Origin of the sequence: Membranihabitans marinus (assembly GCF_021729155.1) — a bacterium.
GTDB classification, from domain to species: Bacteria; Bacteroidota; Bacteroidia; order Chitinophagales; family Saprospiraceae; genus Membranihabitans; species Membranihabitans marinus.
This window is the reverse complement of the sequence record NZ_JAJQYA010000035.1, coordinates 13,439-37,067: the sequence shown is the minus strand read 5'-3', so window position 1 is coordinate 37,067 and position 23,629 is coordinate 13,439. Positions and strand designations below refer to the sequence as shown.

The following is a 23,629-nucleotide window of genomic DNA, read 5'->3' as shown; positions in this document are numbered from 1 at the left end:
TATTTTTTTAGGTTTTAGGAGATATTATTTGGAATACAATATTTTATATATTATAATTGTTGTACATTTAAACCAAATATTTTTAGAGATGGTAAGTGTTGTTACACAAAGATTTATTCAATGTCATCATTATTTAAAAGAAAACGGCCTTATTCGTTCTAGCCGTCAGTTTGCATTGGATATTGATTATTTGCCACAAAATCTCAATAAGGTATTGAAGGCAGAGCGGGAAGTGCCTATGGAGGTTTTGCGAGTAGCGATTGAAGTATTTCGGCTGAATCCTATGTTTTTATATACGGGACAGGGTAAGATGTTCTTAGATGATGAAGATGAACAACAGTTTCGGTTGTTGACCATCGTTACCGATGAAGCCGATAAAGAAAAAATAGTACACGTACCCGTGCCCGCTCAGGCTGGATATGCAGCTGAATCCATCCAGCCTGAATTCGTTACTGAGTTACCTGCATATACATTGCCAGGCTATGAATTTCAATTTGGCTCCTTCCGATCATTCGATGTAAGTGGAGATTCTATGTTGCCCTATCTCAACCCCGGTGACAAGGTGGTTTGTAGTTTTGTAGAACCAAGAGATTGGTTGACAGCCATTAAGGACAATCACGTATATGTGATAGTTTCAAGAGGAGCTGTGGTTATAAAAAGGGTAGTAAATAATATCCATCGTCATCGGCATTTGTTATTGGTATCTGATAATAAAGAATTTCAACCTTACCGATTAAATATTTCAGACTTAAGAGAAGTATGGTATGTGAAAACAAAAATTTCTGTTTTTGATCATTCCCAAATGGAGTCTAACCACGATGTCAATCGTCAACTCTCTTCTTTGCAGGAAGCCGTGGAAGAACAAAAAGATTTGCTATATCAATTGGTTAATAATTCCAAAATAGAACAAGGAGATGAAAATTAAAGGAAAAGTAGTTTATGTTGACTTGGAAGGTGGTTTTTGGGGCATTGAATCATTGGATCAGAAAAAGTATTTACCTATTAATATGCCTGAGCAATTGAAACTAAAGGGGAAAACTATTGAAATAGAGGCCATATTGCGACCCGATATTCAAGGTATGACTATGTGGGGTGAGTATATTGAGATAATTACCTTTACAACGATTTAAATTCTATTCTTTTTATTTTCTATATAATGACTGAGTTTCAATACGTCTAAAGCCCATAGTCTTGGAGTTTTAGAATGAAGTATCCTTAGGGAGATATTTTTTGTGAATGACATGGTCAATAGATTGGTCAATAAACGGCTTTTACTACAAAAATTTCCCCATTTTATTAATGATGTCTGCAAGCTTGGATACTTATCTGTGATGTTTACTAAATTTTCGACTGCCTGTAATTGATGTTGTATAAATACAGTTCGGGAATGCAGTCCTGTATGGGTAGCCAAATGGGGAAGCAACTCTATTTTAATTTCTTGAAGTTTTAGTTGATGTCCCAATACGGTATCTTCGTGTCCATATTGAGTGAATGAAGTATCAAAACTCAGTTTCTTTATTGTGGATTGATGCACAGCGAACAACCCTGTCTTAAATCCATGTTGGCTCTTAGTTTCCCTTTGGGTACCATATATCCAATGAAGAAGTAATTCGGGATGATTGATTTTCTGGGGATATTGAAATCCACCTGAATACACAGCGTTTATATTATTGAGATGGTCATCTAATATTTGAAAAAAACCAGACATTGGCACCATATCACTATCCAAAAAAACTGCCCATTGTTCACTGTGGCTCGACAGTATCTTCTGTCTCATTTTGGCTCGTCCTATGTTTTCATTTTGCCATTTTAATTTGAAGTTAGGGTGGGGTGCAATGTATTTTGTTATGGAATCTCTTATATCCTTTGAAGATCCATCATCCCATATGATGACTTCATAGTTATGAGAAGGATAATTGGCCTTTAGGAAGAAATCTATGGTTTTAAAGGGCAAATATTGATAGTTTAATATATGAATGGTGTATTTAATCTTTTTATTTTTTCAGTGTATCTGGAATGATTTTATAAGCGAATGTTTCTATTCATCATATTATCTTAAATTTAGAGAATATTTTTGAACGATTTTGAACGGAATATAGGATAATTATACATTGATTTTTGACTTGTTTTTGAGTAACTAAAATATTTCCAATGTTTCAAATATCGCTTTTTTTCTAAATTCTAAGGAGACGGTCTAAATTTTCATTTTTTGTGCTGAGAAATATTATAATAATTATTCAACATTGTGGCTGAATTTTTCGTTTCTCTGTTTACGAAGAGCAATACTTTGGTTTATAAAATTTGAAATTTTGATTTTGCTGTAAAATTTTGTTAGATTTATACAGCACGACGGAGAAGTCATGTTCAAGGTTGAGTCGTACTTAGTCTATCCTGTAAAGGGGTGATTGAGATTTTTGATACCATGGAATTTGATTGAATAGGTTGTTAACCATTAAAACAGTAATCACCAAACATATATGAAAGCAGATACCACATTAAAACAACTGTTGGCCGAAGGCTACCAGTCAAAATCTATAAAAGAAGAAATAAGAAGTAATTTAGTAAGTAAAATAAGTAAGAAGGAAGATTTATTTGAAGGAATAGTTGGCTATAAAACAACGGTAATCCCCGATGTAGAGCGGGCGTTGTTGTCACAACACAATATCCTATTATTGGGTTTGCGTGGACAGGCCAAAACGAGAATTGCTCGATCTATGATAGACTTATTGGATGAATATATTCCGATAGTGAAGGGGTCAGAAATAAATGATGATCCACTTAAACCGATTTCTATTTACGCTCGTGAATTAATAAAAAAGCACGGGGATGATACCCCTATTGAATGGGTGCATAGATCTCAGCGTTTTGTGGAGAAATTGGCGACTCCGGACGTTACTGTAGCTGATTTAATCGGTGATATTGATCCGATTAAAGCGGCCACGCTTAAATTGTCCTATTCCGACGAGAGAGTCGTGCACTATGGTTTATTGCCCAGAGCCAATCGGTCGATCTTTGTGATCAATGAATTGCCAGATTTACAAGCTAGAATCCAAGTTGGTTTATTTAATATTCTACAAGAAGGTGATGTTCAGATAAGAGGATTTAAGATGCGCCTACCATTGGATATTCAATTTGTGTTTACGGCCAATCCAGAAGATTATACCAATAGAGGGAGTATAGTTACTCCTTTAAAAGATAGAATTGGAAGCCAAATACTTACTCATTATCCGGTATCCATTGAAGATGCTAAGGCCATTACTTTACAAGAAGCGAGGAAAATTCCGACCAGACCGGAAATTGTGGTGCCCGATACAATATTAAACATTATTGAGAGAGTGGGTTTTATTGCTCGTGACAGTGAGATGGTAGATGAAAAAAGTGGGGTGTCGGCAAGGTTGTCGATAACAGCCTATGAAAATATACTGAGTGCTGTTGAACGAAGGATGTTGATGAATCAAGAGAGTGAAGCTGTAGTGAGAATATCTGATATTTACGCTATGATACCTTCAATTACTGGAAAGGTGGAGTTGGTGTATGAAGGAGAGCAAGAAGGAGCTTACCAAGTAGCTGTAGACTTAATTGGCGATGCTATTAAAGATGAATTTAAAGTGTTATTCCCTCATGCCAATCGGATGTTGGACAAAGATGCTCAATTTCAAGTGTTGAGAAAATGGTTTTCTACCGGAAATATTGTCGAGTTGGTCAATGACGATAGTGAGAAGGATTTTGCAGATAAGTTGAATTTAATTCCCGGTCTAAATGAAATTGTATTTGATTATATCGACAATCCAACCCAGCCTTTGTTTTGGAAAGAGTTTATCTTGCATTCATTGGCCGAGATCAATGTGTTGAACAAAGAGATGTGGGATGGTCATTTGAGTTTTAATGATTTATTGGCCAATATGTTGGATGATTTAGAAGAATAAAAATATATTGAATTATGATCATAAGTGTGCATTCTGAGAATCCCGAAGTTAGGAAGATGAAACAGGTTTTGGATATATTGCAGGGTGGGGGAGTTATTGTATACCCTACCGATACGGTATATGCATTGGGCTGCTTGGCCAATAACAAGGACGGCATTGCAAGGATTCATCGTATCAAAGGCAATGATTCCCATAAACAACTTATGACGATAATGAGTCCCGATATTAGTGTGACTGCTAAATTGACTACTCCTATTCCCAATGAGGTATTTAAATTGATGAAAAGAAATGTCCCCGGACCTTTTACCTTTATCCTCAATGCCAATTCTAAAGTGCCCAAGATCGTACAGAGTCGTCGGAAAACCATTGGTTTTAGAATACCCAGTAATCCTATAGCCATGTATTTATTGAATAATATTGATGATTACCTAGTCAGTACTTCATTTAAGGTGGACAATCAGTTCTTTCCCGATCCTATTGATATCGAGGATAGAGTTGGTAAGTTGGTCGATGTAATCGTCGATGGAGGTGTGTTGGAAACTAAATTGTCCAGTATAGTAGATTGTACGGCTTCTGAGCCAGAATTAATAAGAGCTGGAGATGTTCCTATAGAATAGACTAATAAAGTATAGTTTAATAAAAAAAGGGAAGTTCATTAAAAAATGGGCTTCCCTTTTCGCGTTGCTAAATTAGTTGTTTCTTTTAACCTTCATTTTTAGGGATAAAAAATACCCGCTTAATTTTGGCATTCAGTACATCTGTAGAAGAAAATGGTTCCATTAATAATCCTAACTGATGCTTTATAGTTCTGGATAAATTTTCAGGAAGTTTCAACAATGGTTCATTTTCTTTGTTGGGGAGAACAGTTGGCGGTGGTTGATTTTGCATTGAGATTAATTGAATATGTTTACTGGAATATAATTATACTTTAATAACGACTGGGAAACAAAAACGTTACGGATTTTAGCAAGTTTTTTATTATTATTTAGAATATTTTTTCACAGTATTGCCCACTACTTTCGCATCGGTAGTCCAACTCCGATACAAGGTCAAAATCTTGGGATTTTGAATATAATAATAGTAAATTTTTAGACGGTACTAACTTAGTTTAGAAGTGTTACTTCTCCTTTTAGTTCTTCGACACTGCCATCAGGATATCTCATTTCAATAAGATAAACATAGGTGTCAGAAGGAAGTGATTTGCCGTCCTTTGTTCCATCCCAACCATCGGCAGAAGAATCAGAAAACACTAAACCTCCCCATCTTGCATAGACCTTCATTGACTGAACCATTAAATTGCCAGTAATGATTACTCTAAACAAGTTGTTGGCGGTACCGTTGGGTGTAAATGCATTTGGTATTTTATAAGAGGGGGGAACTGTGGCTACATCTAAGGTTGCCATGACCATACATCCATTATTGGTAAGTGCAGTAACCTTGATGGTGTTATTTTCTTTATCCATAACAACATTATTCATCAGTTCCGAACCGTCTACAATTTCGCCATTTACTTCCCATACGATGTCCATGAAATCATCGGTAGCATTGGTGACCAATGAAGCAAGTACGGTTTCTCCTTGAGCAACTTCATCTTTGTCAATTTGAATGCCAATACTCGGCGTTGGAAAAACTTGGTAGATAAAACTACCGATACCAAAGCATCCTTCACTATTGACGGCAGTTACACCGACGTTGTTGGTCTGACCTGAAGAAACAGTGGGATCAGGACAATCATTACAAGAAAAGTCTACATTTCCTGTCCAGCTAAAAGATTCGTAATCGTCTCTCTCAGCAATGGTCAATACTACATCTTCATCGGGGCAAACTGGTCGCGTACCTGATATTGTCAATGGCATCGGTGGACTGACATTTATGCTAACAGAGGCACTGGTAGGACAGTGTTCTGTTTCCAACATCAATTGTATGGTTGTCGATTCCGCCGTGGTAACCTTGGGATTGGTACATTCTGTACAACTGACTTTGTCCTCTGGTGACCATTCAAATTTTTCGAAAGTCTCAGGATTTTCAAGTATTATTTCCACCGTTTGATTTGGACATATTGTGGTGTCGGTAAAGTTTAACTCAATGGGAGGATTGTCGACATTTAAAGTTACACTATCCATACTTACACAGGCATTATTGGTCGTGGTTCTGACATAGGTAATGGTGTCAGATGTGGATATAGTAAAATTGGCTTTATCTGTATCCGAAATCGCACCAGTATTGGGCGTCCATTCATATACTGCAGCCGGGTAAAGATCTTGTTGTAATTTCATACCATAGATGGATACAATTTCCCCAGGACAGTAAGGGTCTTTACTGGGAATGGTATCGATGACTATTTCTGGAAGGCTGTCTACTTGTATAAATAGGGTGTCGCGATTAGTACAACCGTTTAATGTAGTACTCGCATATAAATAACCCGATGATTCAGGAATAATTTGAATTTCATTGACACTGATAGGGGTAAATTTAAATCCCTCAGAACTCCATTGTATGGCATTGTTATCAAAACTTGTGGCTGTAATGGTCATGGCATCAGGGCTCTTACACCAGTATAGTGTATCACTGTCTTCATCGATATTTACAAAAGTAGTCGGTATCACCTTGATTTCTTTGCTGACCATACAATTCCCTTGGCTAGCATGAACTGTGATATCTGTTTCTTCTTCAAAATAAAACTCAAATGTTTCGTCGGTTACATTTCCTGGCATCCAAGTGATATTGGCATTGGATGAAGCGGTTAAAGATATTTCGTTGTCTGGACATGTGGTCAATTCGTCCTCTACTGAGGTTGACAAAGTAATAGTGTCCTCTATATTCCAAGTGATGACGATATCTGATTCACCTTCAGGGGATATTGTAAATGTGATGTTTTCTCCAGATTCATCTATTCCATCATCGATGGCTGATAGGCTGAGAATTACTGTATTGTTTCCTGCAATCGAAATATTGTTGAGGATGGATGTGGATATATCAGATGGGCTGTAATTACCGCTCAAATTGATGGCTACCATCTTGTCTTGATTACTGCTATTGGTTAGGATAATTTCGCCTGCACCACAACCTTCTATGAGTGTGTTTTGCGGACGATTAGTGGACCAAACGATATCCTGACTGTATAAAGCAGGAATACTGAGGATAGTAAAGAGTGCAATTACAAGATTTTTCATATATAGATTATCAGTAGATAGATTTATAATTAGGCTAATTTAATCAACTTAATATAAATACTTTATATATCGGCTGTATTTTAACCCAAATATATCAATTAGTGAGATTTTTTATTGGACTTCACTTTATCCAAATAATATAATTATTTGATCTTAATGATGAAAATTTAGATAATAATAATAACTTTAGGATGGATCTATGTTTTGATTTAATTATAAAATATAAAATTTATGGATAGTGTTTCTAATCTAATTTTAAGTTTGGCCTTGGTTATTATTATGTGGGGAATGGGGCTGTCCCTTACCATTCAAGATTTTAAGCGAGTGGTTAAATATCCCAAGGCCGTTATTTTAGGTTTGTTTAATCAACTCATTATTTTGCCCATACTGGGTTTAATCTTAATTACTCTATTGTCCATACCAGCAGAAATAGCGGTTGGTTTGATGATTCTAGCGGCTTGTCCAGGTGGACCAACATCCAATCTTATTGTCCATTTAGCGAAAGGGGATACCGCTTTGTCGGTTTCATTAACAGCCATCTCCAGTATAGTGACGGTGTTTACCATTCCACTTATTATCAATTTTTCAATGAACCATCTCTTATCCCAAACTGCTATGGTTCAACTCGATGTAATAGATACGATTAAAAAAATGTGTATTGTTATTATAATACCTGTAGCCTTTGGGATGATGGTCAAGCGATATATGAATCGCTTTGCGGAAAAAATGGCAAAGCCGGTTCGAATAGCATCTGCCGTTTTACTATTTGTCATTATAATTGGTATTATAGTCAAAGAAAAAGATGTGTTGCCCGGATATTTTGCCCAAGTGGGAGTAGCTACTTTTTTGCTCAATGCCTTGTCGATGTTTATAGGATATTTTACGGCCAAATTATTGAAGTTATCTACCTTTCAATCCATCAGTATCTCGGTCGAGTCTGGTATTCAAAATGGAACTTTGGCTTTGGCTATTGCCGTTGGATTGCTTGAAAATCCCGTTTTCGCCATTGCGCCAGCAGTGTATAGTATAATTATGTTTTTAACTGGAGGTTTTATTATTTATTGGGCAACTCAACGGAGTCCTCAAAATACTTCCACATCTACAGCGGAGTAGAGGAGTAGGGGAGTAAAACAAAACTTTAAAGGATATAAATTGCTGAAAATAAAAAAGAGTCTTACTTGTGGTAAGACTCTTTTTTTAGTGAGCGAAAGACGGGATTCGAACCCGCGACCCCGACCTTGGCAAGGTCGTGCTCTACCAGCTGAGCTACTTTCGCATTGTGCTTTTGGAAATCCGTATGACTTCTTTGTAAAAGCGAATGCAAATATAGTAGTTATTCTTAAAACACAAATATTTTTCGAAAAAAAATTTAGAATTTATTTTTCAATAAAAGTTTGAAGATATAAAAATTTGATGTTACATTTGCAATCGCTTGAAGAGAGCGGCACAGTACTGCCCGGGTGGTGGAATTGGTAGACACGCAGGACTTAAAATCCTGTGACCATTAGGTCGTGTGGGTTCAAGTCCCACCTCGGGTACTGAAGGGAAACATTGATATAATGTTTCCCTTTTTTATGTCTTTTAATATCAGAGAGTTAATGTAATATGTTTACAATATCATTCGGTCATGACTCTACCAACCTGCATTTCATTCTTTCACTCTATACTAATACATTGCGTCCACTTCGACTGACAGATATTGACTGCACTCAGTGCAAGGCTGCGATTGCTATCAGTGCAGCGGCTCAGAGCTCCTCTTTCAGGACTATTCTTTGAATATTTCAGGATTTTACTTTTGAATATAAACAAACAGTATATCCTATTTTTATCGAATACAGTAAACATAGTGATACAAATAGCCACAGAGTGGCGACATGTTATACGGAATACATTTATAGAAACTTCCCAAACTGACTTGCTGTATAATCTAACTATTTAAATGGATCAAAACAATCATAGTTTCTTTGTTTTATGATCTTTCCATCTTTAAATTCATAAAATTGTGCAAAATGGGCAGTCATTACATCTCCCGGTTTTAGTTTTCCTATTGGGATGGCCAGTATTCCTGTCCATTGTGCTTCAATGATGACAACGTTGTCGAATGTATATTTTTTTAATATTTTATAGGTCTCTTTTTTTAACACAGCCTTTCCCTTTTCTGCAGCTATAGCCAACTCCTTATAATTGCGTACGGTCTTATTGGTGGTAAGGGTGTTGGGGAATTCAATTTGCTCTATTTCAGGATGATAAAATTCCAGTACTTCATCAAAACTTTCTCTGTTTTCTAGTACCTTAATAAAATCCTCTACAATTTCGTTAATGTCCATTTTCATTTAAAGTTTTAGGTATAGTGTTTAATACTTGCTTTACAGTAAAAAAATATTTAGCGACATTAAATTAAAATTTTGGCTTTTTTTCTCCAAATGGTCGACAAATATATTATTGATTTATGCCTATTTTTATGTGGAAATTTGGGGTTTTATTTCTAAGTCCACACACCTCACTGTAGAGACACGACAGAATGAAGTAGTCTGAAAGGAAACTATATTCAGTCATCCTGTAGGGATGATATGTCATAGCCGTGGGTGACCGAATGCAGCTCACAGAGCCAAATGCCTACTAAAGGCATTTGATGAGGGAACCGAGGGATTATTCCCTCGGGTGGGTGAGGTCTATAAAGCATCAAACAATGTTGCTATGGCGGACTTTTTGCATTGTCAATCTTCCGAATCGAAGAGATAATATATTTTCATTTTTTGTAATGATATAATAGGATAGATTGGGCAAAAAGTGTGACAAATCCATGACCATCACCATTTATGTTATCTTCAATTCACATCAATCATTGAATTTGATAGAAAAATGTTGTTTGGTGACGATATACTCGGTAATCTAATATTAATACAAATTTTATGGCATATCCACCCCCTAACCCCCGCCAGCGGGGGACATAAGAGATACTGGGCAAAAAGTGTGACAAATCCATGCAAAAATATCAGTACTTTAGACCATATAATGACGAATTATAGATCAATCACGCCTCAACGAATAGAAGCTATGCTTTGCATCTCAAATGACAATTTTGGGAGACGCGAGGTCAACCCATCCTCGGCGCAGTGGCTAAATTCCTGAAGATTTACGGGGCAACCACGCTGGACCACAATGGCTAAAAACCTATCGATTTATGTTGTAGTCACGCCGGAGCCAGTGGCTTCCTTCCCACCCGAGCCCAGTGGTCTCGGTTCCCTCGCCAAATGTCCATTAAGGACATTTGGTTGCTCTAAGGAGCAACTTTGCTCGGTCATCTTCACCAAAGGTCGATTTACGAGCCAACCCATCCACGACGCTGTGGTCGTGGCTCCTTCATCAGATGAACATTTAGTTCATCTGGTTGCTCTTTGAGCAACTTTATTCAGTCGTGCATTTCGTTCAGTCATCCACCCGAAACACGGTGGTTTCGGTTCCTTCAATGCTATTATATTATATTGTAAAATGAAATTTAATACTTATCAATATAAATGAATTCTCGTCGCAGCACAGTGGCTGCGACTTCTCTCGCCCAATGTCCATTTAGGACATTGGATACTTCGTATTTTGCTCGTTCACACCCACGACACTGTGGTCTGGCTCCCTCATCCTAGACCTATTTAAGGTCTACGGTTCTTCGAACTACATTCGGTCGTGAGCTTCATTCAGTCATGTTCAGTCATCCGTCATGATAAAATGTATTTCTTATAACCTATTCCCCAGAGGATTTTTGAGATCATTTAGATTCGAAGCTGCATCTTTTTGATGAGTCTTTCACAAAGCTCATTCTTGAATTTCCTTAGGAATTTGCTGAAATATCTCCCATCTTATGAGTGTTCAATATTATTTATTCATAAAGAAACTTATATGACTTGTGGTTAAGGGGTGAAACTATTAGTATACGATCAAAGAAATTTTCAATCTTAGGAATTTTATTCAAATTAAGATTATTTCTTCTTTTTCTTTAATTCAAAGAGGTCGGTTCGTCGATCCCTCAGGTTTCGCACACTACCAAATTCATTTAATTCCCGCAATAAATCAATATCTACGTCGGCGATTAATATCATCTCCGTATTGGTGGTGGCCTCCGCCTTGATGCCGTTGGCTGGAAATGAAAAATCACAAGGTGTAAACACCATGGATTGAGCAAATTGAATATCCATGTTATTGACTTTGGGAAGGTTGCCCACACTTCCCGCAATAGCGACGTAACATTCATTCTCAATGGCTCGAGCTTGAGCACAATGACGCACTCGAGAATACCCATTTTGTGTATCTGTCAAAAAGGGGATAAAGAGTATGTCCATGCCTTCGTCGGCCAATAGCCTGCTCAATTCTGGGAATTCTGAATCGTAACAAATTAATACTCCCACCTTTCCACAATCCGTATCATAGGTTCTCAATTCATGGCCACCTTGCATTCCCCATATCTTGGCTTCGTCTGGAGTAACGTGAAGCTTTTCATATCTTTCCGTACTACCATCTCGTTTGCATAGGTAGCCAGCATTGTACAATAAGTCATCTTTGACCTCCGGCATGCTTCCCGTCAAGATATTTATATTGTAAGAGATTGCTAGCTCCGAAAACCGTTGTACTATTTCTGGGGTGTGTTGGGCCAGTCTTCGAATGGCTTCCGATTCGGGCAAATGATTGTTATCCGCCATTAACGGCGCATTAAAGAATTCGGGAAATAAAGCAAAATCCGAACGATATGCAGAAACGGCATCCACAAAATATTCGACTTGCTGCATTAATTCTTCCAAATTTTTGTACAACCTCATCTGCCATTGGATTAAGCCGAGTCTGACTACTTTTTTCTTAGTCGTTGCTTTGGTTGTCTTTTTGGTATAGTATACATTATTCCATTGGAGAAGCACAGCGTATTCATTGGACGCTTCATCGCCCTCCAAGTATCCTTTTAATACCTTAGAAGGATGAAAGTCATTGGAAATTTGAAAATTCAAGACAGGATCGTGAATCTCTTTTCTTTTGACCTTGGCTATATATTCCAAGGGACTTATGGTGTCGGCATATTTGTGATAATTTGGAATTCTTCCACCGAAGGCTATGCCGCGTAGATTGAGTTTTTCACAAAGTTCTTTTCTATAATCATATAATCTGCGACCGAGACGAAGCCCCCTGTATTCTGGCTTTATAAATACATCGATTCCATAAAGTACATCTCCATCTTGATGGTGGGTATCAAAGGTATAATTGCCCGTAATTTCGTTGTAAGTATGATGGTCATCGAATTTGTCGTAGTCCACGATAATGGATAATGCGCATCCCGCTAATTGATCATTAATTTTAATGACAACTTGACCTTCTGGAAATTTAGCTATAAGTGACTCAATATGAGATTCTTTCCAATAGGCATTTGGCATACTAGAATAGGCCTCTATCATGGCTTCTTTCAATTCTTGATAGTCATTGATGGTCAAAAATTGCAATTCAATATTTTCTATACTTTCTATCATTTTATCTGTTTGTACCGACGATTTTGTATAACGCAAGTTGCGTTTAGTAAAGTACAAATTTTTCAATATAGCATGACTTAATTTTTTAGATTTTGTATCTATCGATGCATTTTTCGCTTGGGTAATATTATTTTGTCGATAGAGCTTCAATTTAGACGATACAAACAAATCGAATTATGGTTTTTTGGTATTTCGTGTGGATTCTCATTAATAAATATACGACGATAGTCTATAATGTTTTGTCTCGGTGGAAGTTGATTACAAGCATTATACCTCATAAATTGTACTTGCGTAATGGTTATAACGCTGAAGGATTCACTATCTTTACGAATAATAAATAAGATTGAATATTTTGAAATGTCGAATTATTTGCCTGTTCTTCTTATGATCTTATTAAGATAGATATGAAAGGATTAACGTTGAAATATCCTTTATAGAATCGAAATCATATAGGTGATTTTTAATCTTTTCTATCCATATTATTTTGAGCTGAAGAGTAAATGAATAGAAGTATGAAAAAATACAATCCAAATATCCATCACCGAAGATCTATCCGATTAAAAGGATATGATTATTCTCAACCGGGTTCGTATTTTATAACGATATGCATTAAAAACAGAATATGCCTCTTGGGTGAAATATTATACGGTAAAATGATATTAAATGATGCAGGTAGGATGGTCGAAAAATGGTATTTTGAATTAGAAAATAAATATACCCATGTCAAATGTGGTGAAATGATAATTATGCCTAACCATTTTCATTGCATCGTAGGGGCAAACCTACGTGTTTGCCCAAGCACAGGTACGCCCCTGCCGCAAATCGTACAATGGTTTAAAACCATGACAACGAATGAATATATCCGCGGGGTTAAATCAAAAGGTTGGCAACCATTTGATGGAAAATTATGGCAGCGCAATTATTGGGAACATATAATCCGCAATGAAAGATCGTATAATAACATTGTGAATTACATCAGATCTAATCCAATGAAATGGGATGCAGATAATATAAACCCTATCAACGATTAATAATCTTGCCCATACCATTAAGGCAAACCTAGGTGTTTGCCCAAACACAGGTACGTCCCTGCCGCAAATCGTACAATGGTTTAAAACCATGACAACGAATGAATATATCCGCGGGGTTAATACGAATTACATTTATAATTAACGGTAATCTTTCGATTTATTTGAAGTTTTACTTCGTTTAAAATACTCGCCGTAGCTACGGCTATGCCTGTGTTTTTAGCCTCGTCAAACTTCAAATATTCTCGAAATCTTTTCCGTCATTATAAAATGTAATTCGTATAAATCAAAAGGTTGGCAACCATTTGATGGAAAATTATGGCAGCGCAATTATTGGGAACATATAATCCGCAATGAAAGATCGTATAATAACATTGTGAATTACATCAGATCTAATCCAATGAAATGGGATGCAGATAATATAAACCCTATCAACGATTAATAATCTTGCCCATACCATTAGGACAAACCTAGGTGTTTGCCCTAATTAGGTTTACCCCAACCGCTTTACAACTTAAGCCAATTTATACTCTATATACAATACTACATCCAATAACTTCTCCGTATCCAACGCTGGAATGGGGCCCGGTGGGGGATTATTAACGGCCAAATCCCCTGAGGCAATTACCCTTATCGTATGATCTTTTATAATGCCAGCATTGAATAAATTGCCTAAGTCTTTGGCATAAAGATTGCCAAAGGCCGCATCTTTTATAAAGCCATTTTGCTCAACACCATTGATGCTTATTCTAAATCCATTGACGGTTTGTCCTGTCGGATTAACAAGAATCAAACTAGCTTTGGTAATACTCAAGGGCTTTCCATTAAGAAACAGTGGAAAGTGTTTATTCTGGATTTTTATCAGAATATCAGTATTGATTACTAGTTCAGTCAATCGATGAAAATCAGTTGAAAATTCCTGTCTCAAACTAATACTGCGAGACATTGGATTATTTTTTAGAATATTGACCAAGGTACCTTCAACTGCATCGTTTTGCTCCTCCACCTTGTCTCGGAACAATTCATCATAGTCAGCCGTATAGCTTATATGTATAATGATATCGTTGATGGTTTGATAATCAAATTGTTTAAATGATTTGGGTAGGTCAAGTTTCCAAGAACTAACGGCTCCGCCTCCTTCAAAAGGCATGTATCTATCATCTCTAAAGTTGAGTTGAAAAACACCGGCATCATTTTGCGCTGTACTGGTAGCGATTACCGTAGTTCGAGACTTTGGTACATCTTTTAATTCGGCATTACCCAATTTTGCTTCCATTCTGATTTGGCTAGATGTCATGGACAAGGTTGCGCCTACATTGGTGAATGGTCCGGTAACACAGGGTATGGTCAAGCGTACCGACTGTATTTTACGTCGGTATTGACCGGGATAAAACATATCGAAATATATTTCGGGGATACTGAAATTACAAGTCCCAATTTGTTTAAGGGTTAAAAGTGCCCCAGGATCAATTTGTGTTAATGAAAAGGCTTGGTCAATTTCATTTTTACGATAATTTGTTTCCAAATAACTGCGTTCCATATTTTGTAAAGCCATTAACAATTGCTCACCTGCCAATAAGCCACCTCTAGTCCCATCAAAATAAGAATCAGTAATAAAAAAGGTGTTGGCGTCGCGCTCATATCTAAAGGCTTGTTCCGCTAACCGGGCAATGGCCAATGCATTGTTATAGGATTCCTTGTATAATCTCTGCATGGTGGAAGACAACCAAGTGTATAAGCCCAGGTTGGAGAATTTTGTACCATAATAATCGATTACTTCTTGGTTGTGTTCTACATTTTTTTGATGGCTCATGAGGCCTTCAATCAGTATGTCTCTTCTAATCTCAGCAGCAATTAGGTTTTTCTCAGTCTGTTTCTTTTCGAATTCCAAAGTTTTTTTCTGGTGTGACCAACCGGTAGACCTGCGATCAAATCCTGCTTCCAGACCAGATGATGCTGCCAAAGCTTCACTAACTGCGGCACCAGTATCCACGGCTTTGGCAAATCCCTCAGATCCACCTTTTAACTCTACCCCTCCATATTTCATGGCAAAAGGAGAGCCAACTTGAGGGATTAAACCAAATACACCAGTTAAACTCCAAAGTGGAAGTGCTACGCCAGAGATAATGGATGAAGTATGTCGTCCAACGGATTGTGCAATTTCCCACCCACTTCTATTTTCCGCGATTAAACCTTCGTAGTATCCAATCTGATAATCTAAAGACTCTATTCTGTCATTCAATACTTTTATCCCCTCTTCGGCGCTCTTGATTTCCAATTCTCGGCTTCTCGTAGTCATTTCGAGAAGGTTTTGCTGCTGGGTCATTCGTATTAATGACAATTCATCGCCATCTCTTTTCTCCATAGCATTGAGCAAGGAAGCTCCAAAGCTTTGAACTACAGAAGTAAATGCCTTGGCTCTTTCCAAAATATAAGCAAAGCGATAGGGGGGGAGATTGCCCGACGTGGCATTGAGTACATCATCTAATGAAAGCCCTGCTGCTGCAGCTCGGACCAATAATCTAGGATCAATCACCGGTGCAAATAGAGCCAATTGTCTTCTCTGTCCGAGAATATTCATACAATTGCGAATCTTATACATTCTATCATCTACTCGATTGTAATAATCCAACAAATCGGTATTGCCCGGTACACAAAACACTGGAGATACTTGACGAATAATGCTTATCCCAAAAGATGGAATTTTATACCGGTTTCTCACATAAATTGAATCTTTTTTCCAGCCTACCGTTCTGTTTACTCCTTTTGAGAATGCTCCTGTAAACCTATCATCTATAGCTCTGGCCGTTACTGAAGGTAGTAATTCTTTGCGCAGACCTTTCAATTCTTGGAATTCCTTCATCGTAACATCATAGGTCATTGATTTCATGGCTGTAGACTTGGAAGTAGAATACCTGGATAGCGCCTTGTTGGATGCCGCTATAATTTCTGATTTTGCTTTTAAAATTTTCGATCCTCTAAAGACTGGTTTACTTGGAGTACGCACTATGGTATAGGTTTCCAATTCAGCTAAAAACTCCGAACCTTTATCGAGTAGAGGTTGGATATTGGCATAGTTTTTTGGTGATATTTTTCCCTCTCCACAATCTCCGATTTCGATGGGTCGATCACCGAGGATTTCCTTTGCTATCATATAGAGCAGGGAGGCTTCATTGATTGATTCCATGGTGTCTCGAGTAAATAATTGATCTCCCCAATCGAGTAAATTGTCGATGTATTTCATCACGATACACTTCTGGTAAGCACTCATTCGAAGTCGGGCTATAGCATGGGGGTTAAAGGGATCTTTTTTATATGCCTCAATGGCAGTTTTGTCGTTGAGCTGCTCCCTTAAAGTTTGGGCGTCGATTTCTCGGAATTCTAGGTATTGCCAGTTTCGATCCAATTCCATTTTTTTCTTTTGAGCTGGCGTAGCACCTGCTGGGAAGGTGATGATTTCATTGGCACCAGGGTTGAAAATGTAGTGATACCACTTTTGAGCATCGGCATACTTGCCCTGACTATTGAGATGATTGGCCAACAAAAAGGGGATTTGAAAAAATATTTCTCGATAGTAAATTCCATAACCACCTTTCCAGTCTATTTTCTGGGTAATGACCTTGTTTTCAACTCCAGATCCCGGTGGTAGATTTATGGGGGCATTTAATTCTTTGAGTGCTTTTTGAGTGGCAATATTTAAGGCCGTATCCACTCCGCTGGTAAACAAAGTTCTGGTTAGCGTTTCACTTAGGGTAGTACCTAATCGCTTCAATATAAAGCCATTTCCATCAACTGGACCACCTTGCAAAAGAAGTAGATCACCATTTACATCGATGATGGCATCGCTAAAACCTCCATTTATGGTCTGAATCAAACTTCCACTAGCAACAGTAGCTAATTTATTCTGACTTATATGATCAAAGGAATAGTCTAATGTACTGGTAGACCAAAGTCGTTTAAGTAGGGTATTGGATTTTGACGTATTGGTAATAAGAGCTCCGTAAGCGTAATTGTCAAACAGTTGTATGCTGGGTGCAGATGCTCTGTAAAGAGAATTTCCCGATTTTTCTATACGCTTCGCTACCTTATCTTTAACGAAGTGCCATGTTTCTTGGACAGGGTCGTTTGTAAAACTGCTGATTTGTATTCCATTATTTTGGATATTTAGATTGTAGAAGTCAATAGCGGCTCTCATTTGGTATCCCGCACCGGTAATGATCAACCTACCTGAGGAGTCTACATAAGGGTATACTTGATCCCATAAAAATCCTTGCAAGGTATATTCGTCTACTGGCTCATAATGGGTAGACAGGGCATATCTGGGTTTTTTCATTTCTCGAATTGCATCATTGACACTTGAAAAATCGAAGAATGGAAATGATCTAAGTGCATCGTGTAAGGATCCCGTAAAATCATCTATTTCGTAGCGATCTGCCAATGGATCTTGTATAACGCCGTTGCCTTCATAAGGATAACATTCTTTTAAATTTAATTTTTGTGGCGGAGTCCAAGTCCCATCCAATTTTAGGGTCGTAAATTCTATAGATACCTTATGGCTATAGCCGGTAAAAATTGACCGATTGTTGTCAAATACTGTATTGGCAAGGCTGGTGATTCGAGTCCAAAAAACATGTAGTCGTCCGTTGTAGGTAATGGGGGCTACCTTTCTCACCGGAATTTGAACATTGATTTTCTGCCAGGGCTCCCAAACTAATCCTCTGTCGTCTCTTTTTTCTGAATAATATAAATTTTCTACTGTTCTGTAATAGTACATCGGGGGCTCATCTGCAGTTACACCAAACAAATGAAGGACATCGGTAGCGGATTCTTCATCTTTTTCATGAAAGGAACCTGCAATCTTTAGATGCGCTACTTCGTCAAACCCTCTCATGTACTTGGCATAAGCATCCAATACATTATCAGCATTGATTTCTTTTTGTAACAATTCAGACTCCAATTCTTTGAATAATGGGGTTTTATTATCTCTGAGATCGGGTTCTATATAATTTTCCGGGTAAAGGAAGACTTTTCTATTGGCCTCCCAGACCCTATAATTTTTCCGCCACACCCATTCATCACTTGGAATATCATCGGGTTGAACGTAGATTCTTCCCACAGTACCGGGCTCTTGTCCATCTTGTTCCAAATTCAGTAAAATGCGGTGGATGTACAATTGCAAACTCATGGTGGCTGCTACCAGTCGAGAAGTTCTCGAACAGCCTTCCATTTCCGTATCTATAAGAAAATAGTGATAGAGGTCATTGGTGTTTTCAAATTGTGGGAATCCAGAATGTATGAGATAGTTGGTAAGGGATGCTCTTTTTTTGCCCAATAAACTATCTTGATATTTCTCCAATTTCTCTTTCCTTTCTTCCTCATCTTTATATTTGCTGCGGAAAGCCGCTAAAATTTCCAAATTGGCCTCAGTCAATATGTCGTAATCAGTTGAAATTATTTTAGTTAATGTGCTGCCTCCAATACCTATGTATTGGCATACCGTTGAAATATTTCGATAAAAATTCAATGCTGGGATGGCATGGGTAAAACCGACTGCCAAAGGGTGGATTCCGAGTAAAGTATTTTCTTCGATCTCCAGTTGTTGAGCCAATAATTTTTGATCGACATTTTGATATTGATTGACTGCAGAATATCCGTTGATGACGGTGGATAAGTCTGCTACATTATTACTGCCATCGTCTGTTGTCTTTATAAATGAAGAGTAAGAATGGAGGCTGCGAATATTCTGAAGATTTAATGATTTAATATCGCCTATGCCCAGAGATGGTAGATTATCCGCTATGTATACAATAGCCTCGTCATTGTATTTTTTGTCCTTTAATAAAATACTAATCGGAACTAATTCGTCGATTAAACTCTTCAATGCCACCGATGGATCGGTATTGTTTTGGAGTTCCAGTGTCAATGCATCATTGTTTAAATCGTAACTTATGGCTTCGGCTAGTTTGACAATGGCATTCTCCGTCAAATTTAATTTTCCCGACAAGTGAAAAGGAATTAAATGTTGACTGTGATAAGATATTAATACCTTTCTTAGGTCGATTTCTGCAAGGCTAATTCCCACAGGAAGATTTATCGCGCTATTGGGATTGAATTCCTTTTTCAACCAATAATTTGTCCCGTCTGGGGAGAGTTCTATGACATTAATGTTTTGACTAATTATCTCTTTGGATTGGTCTTCCGTAATATCATCTAAAAATGAAAAAACGGTATCTGCAAACAGCATCTGATTACCCTCAGATATCGTCTGAATTATTTCTTTGGATACCTCATCTGACGATATATATCTGGAGCTGTCTACTACGTTGCCTGTCTTGAGTATTAAGTGTAAATCGTCTAGTGAATAAGTCGAGGTTTTCCACCATGTATGAAGCTCCAAAAATTTAGTTATTTGATTAAAATTTTCTAGGTAACCGTTGGGGAATTCAGGAGAAAGTAAAATAAATCGGAAAAAATCTGTCAATGGTAAATTGACCGACTCGGCAATGGCATGGTGTCGGAATAATAGAGATAGATTTTCTTTAGTAAGTAAAAATCCTCTTTCACTTTCGGTGACTGAATTTAGGGAAACTATGCCCAAAGGCTGTGCCAATTGATTAATCAATGTCAGTATTTCATCGTCAGATCGGTTGAATGCCGAGGATAACCTCGATGCCGAGAATTCTGCATTAACCGTTGATTGATCGATAGCTAGCGCGGGATGAATAAGTCTAACAGCTGCTTTGGGATACAGTCCTTCAGTGACAATAACATCTTCATGGTTAAACAATCGATCCATGAATGGTCTAATATCTTCTTTTATGGATATCTCAGGGAGTAAATGCACAATACTTGCCAGTTCTTCAACACCGATATTTAATTTTTCTTTTAGTCTAATCCACTGGCCTAAGGTCTCTACTGCATCGGGATTGATATCGTTGGCTATTCCTATATTCCTGACCATACCAATAAGCAAGTCCAATTCCCCAATGGTTAGATTCGTTACACTTCTTAATCGAACAAATCGATGCAGTCTATCAAGACTACTATAAGTGAGATTTTTTATTCTCTCTATGTCGTTTTGTATGCTTTCTGGGCTTTTTTTCTCACTTTGAATGACAATGTTGTCGCTGCCATTATTGGTTATAAACAGGGTCTTCAATAAAAGGCCTAATTCCTTCCTATCAGACCCTGTTGACTTCAACAAATTTTGTGCATTAAAGGGTTTAATCTTTCCACCCACTACGGTAAAATTTAAACCATATACCCTCTGTATAAAGGCGGGACTGATATCGGTGGTAGTGATGAGATGAAAATCTTTATCGGAAAGATTAAATTTTGCCCTAGAAATGTTGAGTTGATTTTGTTTTAGAAGATTGGCAATATCTTCTCTTGATTTTTCAAAATGCCCCAAATAAGTTTGTACAGAAACCAATGGTAAATGGAAGGGTTGTTGAAAAGAATGTAGATTGTTCTTCCATGGTCCCGGTTTCTCCAATGCAATTTCTTGTTTGTAGACAAAGTTTTCTACTGAGGCTCTGTCGTTTAAATCCCCTGCATAACCTTTCTTTTGAGCAATGTAGGATTCGAGAATTTCATTGATAACGGTTAAGTAAGGGATTAATGTGGTCGTGTTCTCACAGGTCAATTCCAAAGTCCAAAGGTCAGGTCTTCGAGTTTTGAGATTAAGTACGTGATTGGATTTAACACCGGTAAAATGCTTGTCTATGACATATCGTTCTACGAATTGCATAAGATCAACAAAGTAGGCAGCTGGAGAATAAATGGATTGACAATGCTGGCAATCACAAAAAGCCAATTGCCCAAACAAGTCCTGATAACCAGGAATCTCTCTTAAGTAATCTTCTATTGTGGGACCTGTGTTTCCAACCCTAGTCCAGTCGAAACTGCCAGTGAGAATGTCCAATATTGACCCCATCATGCCAGTTGTACGAATGATGGCCATGTGGGCATTTTCAAAATATAAGGTGGCCTTGGTTTTGTCGAGTTTAGTCGATGTAATAAATTCATTTAAAGTAACCGAAGTGACATGGTAGGAAGAATGATAGCCGGCTTCCATGATTTTCTGGCTGTCTTCCACATCTTGAGTAAAGGAATAGACCCGCTGCTGTGCCTTGATATAGTTGAGGACCATGGTTTTTTCTGTTGCTGTAAATCCATTTAAATTCAGCAGTCTTAAATCATCACTATCGTGCTTGTATTCCAATGAAAGAAAATTAATGTTTTCATTTTGCTTGATAAATTTGTCGATTAGATCGGTTCTATCTTTGATGACCTTGGCTTTGTCATCAATTTTAATGTTTTTATCGTTGAGTATCTCATCGATTTGCAGACCTGGATTGGTTTTTACCATACGATGTAATTTCTCGTATTCTATTTTCACTTTTTTAACCTCTGAAATTGATAATCCAGTAGTGTCCAATTGATCGAAGGAATCTAGTCCAAAGAGATTATTATTCTTGTCGATTAATGGTTTAATAGTTTTGATACTTTCCTGAACTTCAGGAGTTTTTATCAGAGATGAATGGTATGTCAAAGAAATTTCTGGAAAAAGTGTTTCTATCTTTTTATTTAAAAAGTCAGCATAATCATCTGAGCTTATTCCATCGGCCAATACGGTTTTTGAGCTTTCAATCCATTTTTTCCATTCTGCTTTAGTGATCTTTGCCAGATCGGATAAACTGGATAATTTTATATTTTTATGAACTTCTTCTGACAATTCAAAACTGCCATCCAAAATATTGTGGAGGCTGGAAGCCAAAGCCAATTTTTCGGCCTCTTTTTTGGTAATGGTCTTATCTTGAACCAGACTATCTAACTTCTCTTCTTCTAGGTTGTTAAGGTTAATATTTTTACTGTATACCTTATCGAGTTTGGCATCCGAAATGCCGGCAGTTATATTTAATCGATGCAGTTTTGCTTTTTGAATGTCTTTGTGGAATAGTGGGTTGATAAAAACCGGAACATCGGGTAACAATACATTGTCAATGTTGCCCAGGTCGGGAATTTTAGATACCACTGATTCCAATTCTTTCTTTTTTTCAGCGGTTAATCTGCCGCTTAATAGATTTTTTGACAAAACAGATTTTACATCTAGTTTACCTAGGTTTGTGGCTGAAAAATCAACTCTTTTTAATCCGGCTATGATTTCTGGATGGGCATCTTTCAGCTTTTCCTCTATCTTGGTTTTGAGTTTAAGACTGGCAGTGTCATTTAACTTTCTAAACAAAGCAGTATTCTGCTTTTCAATGTCGACAGGTTTAAGGTTGGACAGTTTTTCGAGTTGGAGAAGTTCTTGCTTATTCATGATTTATTCATTTTAAAGTTTTAGTATGGGGCTTTATATGGTTTGCGCCGATACGATGAAACTGGCCTGAAGTAATTTCATTTCTGCCAGTGCTTCTACTATGTTTCTTCGGGTCTGTTGTATGTCCTTTCGAGCTGTTTTTATTTTTTCATTGGCTTCTGTGAGTTTGTGATCATCAACCAAAGTCAGTATGACTTCTGACTCATCTTTAAGCCAGTGGGTGATTTCTTTGATGCCTTCAATCATATCGTCATCTGCAGAATTTATCCTTTCAAATATCCATCTTACTTCTTGTGCTTCGTCGGCATCGAGTACTTTGCTAAACCACCGATCTAAGTATTTGTCATAGATATTGCCGATCTTATGGCAATGCCCCCTCGCTTCATATCCCATTATGGTTACAAAACCACTTTCCAGTGAAAGCAAAGCAGATCTGCATTCGATGAAATTGCTTTTGTCATCCATGAAATAAATGGATAAATATTTCACAGATTCTTTTTCCAAGAACTCTAGAATATGGCCTAATTCTCCCAACACCTCTCCGAGTTTAGCTGATGCTTCCGTTGGATTGTTGAGCAACTTATACCGCACACGATTGAATATAGATTCAAGGTCTTGAACGGTGGATAATATGGTTGAAAATGATGGTGTCATATTTTTTATTCCATTTACT

At 37.4% G+C, this 23,629-nt stretch carries 13 protein-coding genes and 2 tRNA genes; 7 read left to right on the top strand and 8 right to left on the bottom strand.

All coding sequences use genetic code 11. The annotated features are described in order from the left end of the window. Nucleotides 1–88: 88 nt before the first annotated feature. Together LVD51_RS16865 and LVD51_RS16860 are read left to right on the top strand one after the other, a co-directional pair. Nucleotides 89–925 (top strand): S24 family peptidase, encoded by an 837-nt coding sequence (locus tag LVD51_RS16865; RefSeq protein ID WP_236972536.1) that lies wholly within the window; start codon nt 89–91, stop codon nt 923–925. Continuing rightward, nucleotides 915–1,130: a hypothetical protein gene (locus LVD51_RS16860; RefSeq protein WP_236972535.1), complete on the top strand. Its 216-nt coding sequence runs from the start codon at nt 915–917 to the stop codon at nt 1,128–1,130. Before LVD51_RS16865 ends, LVD51_RS16860 begins: the two co-directional genes overlap by 11 nt. Here LVD51_RS16860 and LVD51_RS16855 read toward each other — a convergent pair. Next, nucleotides 1,127–1,954, bottom strand: a complete 828-nt coding sequence (locus LVD51_RS16855) for a glycosyltransferase (RefSeq protein ID WP_236972534.1) — start codon at nt 1,952–1,954, stop codon at nt 1,127–1,129. The genes LVD51_RS16860 and LVD51_RS16855 overlap by 4 nt on opposite strands. A 523-nt stretch (nt 1,955–2,477) precedes the next feature. On the opposite strand from LVD51_RS16855, the gene LVD51_RS16850 reads away from it, so the two are divergent. Together LVD51_RS16850 and LVD51_RS16845 are read left to right on the top strand one after the other, a co-directional pair. After that, nucleotides 2,478–3,926: a sigma 54-interacting transcriptional regulator gene (locus LVD51_RS16850; RefSeq protein ID WP_236972533.1), complete on the top strand. Its 1,449-nt coding sequence runs from the start codon at nt 2,478–2,480 to the stop codon at nt 3,924–3,926. 14 nt (nt 3,927–3,940) lie between these two features. Then, the gene (locus LVD51_RS16845) at nt 3,941–4,543 is read left to right on the top strand and encodes an L-threonylcarbamoyladenylate synthase (RefSeq protein WP_236972532.1); all 603 of its coding nucleotides are present in this window, start codon (nt 3,941–3,943) and stop codon (nt 4,541–4,543) included. An 85-nt stretch (nt 4,544–4,628) separates the two neighbouring features. On the opposite strand, the gene LVD51_RS16840 is transcribed toward LVD51_RS16845, so the two are convergent. Together LVD51_RS16840 and LVD51_RS16835 are read right to left on the bottom strand one after the other, a co-directional pair. After that, on the bottom strand, nt 4,629–4,814 hold the full coding sequence (locus tag LVD51_RS16840; RefSeq protein WP_236972531.1) for a hypothetical protein: 186 nt from the start codon (nt 4,812–4,814) through the stop codon (nt 4,629–4,631). A 215-nt stretch (nt 4,815–5,029) separates the two neighbouring features. Further along, nucleotides 5,030–7,099 carry a T9SS type B sorting domain-containing protein gene (locus LVD51_RS16835; RefSeq protein ID WP_236972530.1) on the bottom strand — a complete coding sequence of 690 codons (2,070 nt, stop codon included), beginning with the start codon at nt 7,097–7,099 and terminating at the stop codon, nt 5,030–5,032. A 231-nt stretch (nt 7,100–7,330) separates the two neighbouring features. Here LVD51_RS16835 and LVD51_RS16830 point away from each other — a divergent pair, with 231 nt between their 5' ends. Beyond that, the gene (locus LVD51_RS16830; protein ID WP_236972529.1) at nt 7,331–8,212 is read left to right on the top strand and encodes a bile acid:sodium symporter family protein; all 882 of its coding nucleotides are present in this window, start codon (nt 7,331–7,333) and stop codon (nt 8,210–8,212) included. 90 nt (nt 8,213–8,302) lie between these two features. Here LVD51_RS16830 and LVD51_RS16825 read toward each other — a convergent pair. Further along, a tRNA-Gly gene (locus LVD51_RS16825) sits at nt 8,303–8,375 on the bottom strand. Between the two features lie 178 nt (nt 8,376–8,553). On the opposite strand from LVD51_RS16825, the gene LVD51_RS16820 reads away from it, so the two are divergent. After that, nucleotides 8,554–8,637, top strand: a tRNA-Leu gene (locus LVD51_RS16820). Nucleotides 8,638–9,030: 393 nt separating this feature from the next. Here the strand turns inward: LVD51_RS16820 and LVD51_RS16815 are convergent. Next, a complete protein-coding gene (locus LVD51_RS16815) occupies nt 9,031–9,426 on the bottom strand; it encodes a nuclear transport factor 2 family protein (RefSeq protein ID WP_236972528.1) in 396 nt (131 codons plus the stop codon). A 1,647-nt stretch (nt 9,427–11,073) separates the two neighbouring features. After that, nucleotides 11,074–12,603, bottom strand: a complete 1,530-nt coding sequence (locus tag LVD51_RS16810; RefSeq protein ID WP_236972527.1) for a bifunctional GNAT family N-acetyltransferase/carbon-nitrogen hydrolase family protein — start codon at nt 12,601–12,603, stop codon at nt 11,074–11,076. Between the two features lie 512 nt (nt 12,604–13,115). Here LVD51_RS16810 and LVD51_RS16805 point away from each other — a divergent pair. After that, complete coding sequence (locus LVD51_RS16805; RefSeq protein ID WP_236972526.1) at nt 13,116–13,634, top strand: transposase; 519 nt, start codon at nt 13,116–13,118, stop codon at nt 13,632–13,634. A gap of 511 nt (nt 13,635–14,145) precedes the next feature. Here LVD51_RS16805 and LVD51_RS16800 read toward each other — a convergent pair. Together LVD51_RS16800 and LVD51_RS16795 are read right to left on the bottom strand one after the other, a co-directional pair. Then, nucleotides 14,146–22,956 (bottom strand): Tc toxin subunit A-related protein, encoded by an 8,811-nt coding sequence (locus LVD51_RS16800; RefSeq protein ID WP_236972525.1) that lies wholly within the window; start codon nt 22,954–22,956, stop codon nt 14,146–14,148. Nucleotides 22,957–22,989: 33 nt separating this feature from the next. Then, on the bottom strand, nt 22,990–23,610 hold the full coding sequence (locus tag LVD51_RS16795; protein WP_236972524.1) for a hypothetical protein: 621 nt from the start codon (nt 23,608–23,610) through the stop codon (nt 22,990–22,992). Nucleotides 23,611–23,629 lie beyond the last annotated feature (19 nt).

Excerpts from the sequence above, each read along its gene's own strand:
- LVD51_RS16865 (WP_236972536.1), top strand. The coding sequence starts at position 89 with ATGGTAAGTGTTGTTACACAAAGATTTATTCAATGTCATCATTATTTA.
- LVD51_RS16860 (WP_236972535.1), top strand. The coding sequence starts at position 915 with ATGAAAATTAAAGGAAAAGTAGTTTATGTTGACTTGGAAGGTGGTTTT.
- LVD51_RS16850 (WP_236972533.1), top strand. The coding sequence starts at position 2,478 with ATGAAAGCAGATACCACATTAAAACAACTGTTGGCCGAAGGCTACCAG.
- LVD51_RS16845 (WP_236972532.1), top strand. The coding sequence starts at position 3,941 with ATGATCATAAGTGTGCATTCTGAGAATCCCGAAGTTAGGAAGATGAAA.
- LVD51_RS16840 (WP_236972531.1), bottom strand. The coding sequence starts at position 4,814 with ATGCAAAATCAACCACCGCCAACTGTTCTCCCCAACAAAGAAAATGAA.
- LVD51_RS16835 (WP_236972530.1), bottom strand. The coding sequence starts at position 7,099 with ATGAAAAATCTTGTAATTGCACTCTTTACTATCCTCAGTATTCCTGCT.
- LVD51_RS16830 (WP_236972529.1), top strand. The coding sequence starts at position 7,331 with ATGGATAGTGTTTCTAATCTAATTTTAAGTTTGGCCTTGGTTATTATT.
- LVD51_RS16815 (WP_236972528.1), bottom strand. The coding sequence starts at position 9,426 with ATGGACATTAACGAAATTGTAGAGGATTTTATTAAGGTACTAGAAAAC.
- LVD51_RS16810 (WP_236972527.1), bottom strand. The coding sequence starts at position 12,603 with ATGATAGAAAGTATAGAAAATATTGAATTGCAATTTTTGACCATCAAT.
- LVD51_RS16805 (WP_236972526.1), top strand. The coding sequence starts at position 13,116 with ATGAAAAAATACAATCCAAATATCCATCACCGAAGATCTATCCGATTA.
- LVD51_RS16800 (WP_236972525.1), bottom strand. The coding sequence starts at position 22,956 with ATGAATAAGCAAGAACTTCTCCAACTCGAAAAACTGTCCAACCTTAAA.
- LVD51_RS16795 (WP_236972524.1), bottom strand. The coding sequence starts at position 23,610 with ATGACACCATCATTTTCAACCATATTATCCACCGTTCAAGACCTTGAA.